Raw genomic sequence first — 3,422 nt, forward strand, 5'->3', positions numbered from 1 at the left:
ACGCGTTAAAAGCAGCGGGATTTAAGTGTGCATCTAAAAAAGAATGCTGGTATTTTAGACCTGCGGATGCTTTACGTTCTCGCTCTTTTGGCAAGTATTCAATGAATGCGATTAGAGAAAAATACGGAAGTCGGGCTTGGGGAGCAATGGAACAGCCAACCGACTTAAGGCTTTTCTGTTGTTCTTAATGGCCTTAACTCACCACGTTTTACCTCATCTGGCATGGCAAAGGAATATCGTCCGAGCATATTAATATGACCATATCCATATGCGGACAGTCTGGCTACATCTTCATCGTATACGGGGAAGCCTTCTTGTCGTAATTGATTAATGGCAGCATCCATGTAAATAGTGTTCCAAAGTGTAATGATATTTAAAACCAGTCCAAGGGCACCTAACTGATCTTCTTGCCCTGCACGATACCGCTGATGAAGTTCTCCTCGCTTACCATGAAAAACAGAACGACCTAAACTGTGTCTGCCTTCGCCCAAATTTAGTTGTACCAAAGTCTGACGACGGAATGACTCATCATGAAGATAATTGAGCATGTGGATAGTTTTGTCAATTCGCCCAATTTCGGCAATTGCTTTGGCTAAACGAGTTGGTTTATCAGCAACTTGAAGAGTGCGCATAATGCCTTCTGCGGGAACTCTCCCGAGTTTTAATGAAGCCAATAAACGTAAAATATCATCCCACTCAGGAGGAACAAGATTTATATTTATACGACTTTTTGCAAGTACATTGAGCTTTCCATAATCAGCCAACGGATCAATCCGCCAGAATCTAGCACCACCCATATCAGCCAATCGCGGACTGAAACGAAGTCCCAACAAACGAAACAGTCCAAATACAATATCACTGTATGCGCCTGCATCTGTCATGATCCGCGTTGGCTGTAATTCCGTCTGTTGCTCAAGAACAACGCCTAACAATATTAGGCTATCACGTAAAGTGCCAGGTACTGTTACAGCATTTAAGCCAGTTCGTTGATTAGAGATTAGATTGTACCAAGTGACACCACGACCTGATTTAAAATATTTTGGATTTGGAGCAGCGTGCACTGTTCTAACCGGTACAACGAAGCGCATGCCATCAGCCGATGCAATATCGCCTCCGCCCCATTTCTTAGCTAATGGAATTTGATTTTGAGCAGAAACTAAAATGGCATTGACCGCCATTATCGTTTCATTTCGAATATAATTTTGATCAACCCATACCAATCTATCTCTTTTTAAAGCAGGTATGTCCTCACGAACAAACGGTTCTCGTCCAGTATTGCAAGCGTCTGCTAGCAATTCAGCACATAAACTGATTAATAGATCCTCAGCACGCGCACTTCCTTCATTGATGTGGGTAAATCCATCCGCAAATCCAGTACGTGTGGCTATCTCAAGTACCATCTCGGGTAAATCGACACGTGGTAATTTGGCTTTTACAGCAGCTCTCAATGCTTTTAATGATGGAGGCTCATCAAGTGCATCAAGCTGAGTTAGAATCAGCTCCTCATTACCCTTAACTGTTTCAAATCGAACAGCAGGGTTATTATCAATATTTGCAGCAACTAACCGATACACTTGATGTAGTTCATCTGTAAGGCTTGTTATGGCTAACATTGGGTCAATTGTTAAATTTAATGAGCGGCAAATCATAGGACGTATTGCCTCCCACTCTGAGCCAGAATAAAGATTGGCTCTTGGATCAGCATACCGCCAACTCGGACTTATGAACACATCCCTATGTTTCAGTGCCGATTGCAATTTATCAAGAACACAAAATATATATGCTGTTCGGTCAATTGTAGTTCTATTGCTATCCCGGCCAGTTATTGATGTTATTAATGCAAGCTCTTTATTATTTGCGTTTTTTTGAACTTCCTTCATGTTTAAAATGGATTTTTTCAATTTCTCAACTTGAGATTGTTTTTTCTCTGGTACAACGATTTCCTTAATTTTTTTATTGATAAGGTCAGCATATAAAAGTTTATCGTTATGCAAAATGATACCATCTTGGGTTTTTACAAGTTTCTTTATGACGCGATAAGTGGGTCGTGGTTCGTCTTGTGGCCAATTGATAACGCTACATTCATTTTTAATAACAATATTACGTTTCCATGATGTTCCAATAATCTCCATTGGCGGTTCATCCGTTTGTTTTCCCTTTAACCATTCAAGACTGGCAAGAAGAGGTTTTCCCGCTTGATTACTATCAAAATTTATTACTCGAAGGAGCGAAGGTAAAAATTTCTGAACTGTTTTTTCCTTTTGTTCAAGCTCATGATAAAACACATTACTTGGCGGCCTGATTAAGGCAGTGGCATTTTCAACTGCAGATACAAGCGCTTCATGACCTACTGTTGTATAAATTGTGTCCCGAATTTCATGATCACATAATTCTGTATTCAGTAGTAATTTACATGCATCGACCAATGTGGCTGTAGCTTGATCGAGATCTTTAAGAGTTCGCAGTCGTGTATTTTTATTTTCTTGCTTGGCCTTTGAGAATAAATCACGCAATACCATACTGAGCACGTCCAGAGAATCATCTTGGGAGTCTGACTCAAAATGATTCGCAAAAGCAACGAGCGTCGCCATTTTACGCTCAAACGGCAAGCGGTTGATGGCTGTAATTTTTGCCGTATTAGCAAAGCGTGCAAGTGTTGCTATTTTACAGGCGGGGATGCGGTACAGTGGTAATTCAACACTAATGTTGCGGGCAGACTCAACCCGTTTTAATGCTTGCACAAGAGCTGTGCTACTGATGCTAACCGGACCTTTACGCAGTTTATCAAGCAATGACAGATGTTCGTCATCCTCTACCACCAAGAGGTCATTCAGTTTTTCCTGTTGTGATGCGCTTAAATTTTTAATCAACATTCGCCATAAGCGAGACTCCATCCTGGAGCGAATTTCTGCAACAAAACGCTCAAGAACTGTAATACCTGGTAACAATATTTTGTTGGTCGATAGCCAACCCACTGCATGATCAAAAAGCACTCCAGGTCTGTCAGTACCAGTCCAGCATAGTGCACATAATATGCGACCAAGACGATAACGACTACCTTTTTCAGCAAATTCTATATAGCCATAACGCGCTCGAATTTCAACAGCATGACGCCAACGCTGCTCACTTTTCATGTACATTGATATGCAACTTTCAGGATCATTAACCTTGATTTGAATAGCAACTCGCTCAATTACCACACGAGGAATCTGATTCAAGTCGGAAATAAAAGCTCCAATAAATCGAACTGTTGTCAGCTGTAATGCATAACCTAACCTGCTGAAGTCACCACGCTTGTTTGCAATCCACTCCATATCCTGATCATCGAGGAAAAAAAGGCTATCTGGGGTGTGACAAGCATTGGAACGAAAAGGTACTTTAAGGATTGCTACTATCACCGATCTTCAATCATGAGCTTGATT

The 3,422-nt window shown here is 41.1% G+C and carries 1 protein-coding gene and 1 pseudogene; one reads left to right on the forward strand and one right to left on the reverse strand.

Annotated features, from left to right (window positions below; all coding sequences use genetic code 11):
• A pseudogene (locus Q0495_RS10740) lies at nucleotides 1-188 on the forward strand (hypothetical protein); the annotation flags it as partial.
• Here the strand turns inward: Q0495_RS10740 and Q0495_RS10745 are convergent.
• A complete protein-coding gene (locus tag Q0495_RS10745; protein ID WP_298625990.1) occupies nucleotides 165-3,398 on the reverse strand; it encodes a Tn3 family transposase in 3,234 nt (1,077 codons plus the stop codon). The pseudogene Q0495_RS10740 and the gene Q0495_RS10745 sit on opposite strands and share 24 nt — an antisense overlap.
• Nucleotides 3,399-3,422: the final 24 nt, after the last annotated feature.

The organism is uncultured Legionella sp., assembly GCF_937871865.1.
In the GTDB taxonomy this organism is placed as follows: Bacteria; Pseudomonadota; Gammaproteobacteria; order Legionellales; family Legionellaceae; genus Legionella.